This is a genomic window from Kluyvera sp. Awk 3, assembly GCF_028069715.1.
Lineage (GTDB): Bacteria > Pseudomonadota > Gammaproteobacteria > Enterobacterales > Enterobacteriaceae > Kluyvera > Kluyvera georgiana_A.
In genome coordinates, this window is record NZ_JANEWH010000290.1 from 1 (window position 1) to 978 (window position 978).

Annotated in this window: 1 protein-coding gene; it reads left to right on the plus strand. The window is 35.8% G+C overall.

Translation table 11 applies throughout. The annotated features are described in order from the left end of the window. Positions 1 to 409: 409 nt before the first annotated feature. Positions 410 to 978 (plus strand): DUF4365 domain-containing protein (locus tag NNN71_RS24705; RefSeq protein WP_271459593.1); only part of this gene is annotated, 569 nt, incomplete at its 3' end.

Sequence of the window (978 nt, forward strand, 5' to 3'; positions counted from 1 at the left end):
ATTGCCATTAAAAACCTCACCTAAAAATTAATATCCCTTAATTATCAATGCGTTATTGAAAAGTGTGTTGATGCCATAGCAAAGCAAAACTGAAAAAAACTGAAATTCTTTTCACTCTTTTCAGTTCCCATCTCATGGGATATCCCCAGCCGTGGCGCGGTCTGACGCTATCATTTGTAAAAAATCCAAACTGAAAAAATTTTGTGATCTGAAAACCGCAGGCGGGTGCGGTGTAGTGCGATTTTGGTCATGTTAAGAAATTTTTTCGTACATGGTGATGTTCTATCAATATGAAATTTGAAGTTGATAGAGGAATGTATGTACAGCCTGAACAATCATCATAAACAATGCGATTTCGTTCAAATGGAAGTAGAATTTGGTCAAATCAATTTTAAGGAACAGAAAACAAATGGCACTGACTCCAAAGCAGATAGGTAGATCCGCAGGAAGAATATTTCAATCAGCTATGCCAATTGATTGGGCATACCGCCCGCAAGAAGATCAGGAAGATTATGGAGTAGATGCGGAGATTGAAATAATTGGTGAAAATGAAAAAGCAACGGGTTTTATTTTTAAAGCTCAGATTAAAGGGCAAGAGCGCGTAAGCATAATAAACAATGGGCAGATTGTATCATTTAATATTTCGACGGAAAGATTAAGCTATTACATGAGCCAGTTAGATTTGCCAATTATTTTAGTTGTTGTGGATGTTATTACAAAAATTGTATATTGGTGTACTTTACAAGACAACCAAGAGTTGAATCAGCGACTAGCAATATCTCTAGGTGAAGGGAAGAAAAACATAACAATTCACATTCCTTCAGATAATGTATTGTCTAATGATGGTAAGAAGTTATTTGATGCAGTGATGGCTAATATGTCATGGCTCAAAATCAATGCACTCAATAAAATCAAGACACCGATCCATCAGATGTTGAAAAACAGCCCTTCTCAATTGATAGATGAATTGATTCAAAG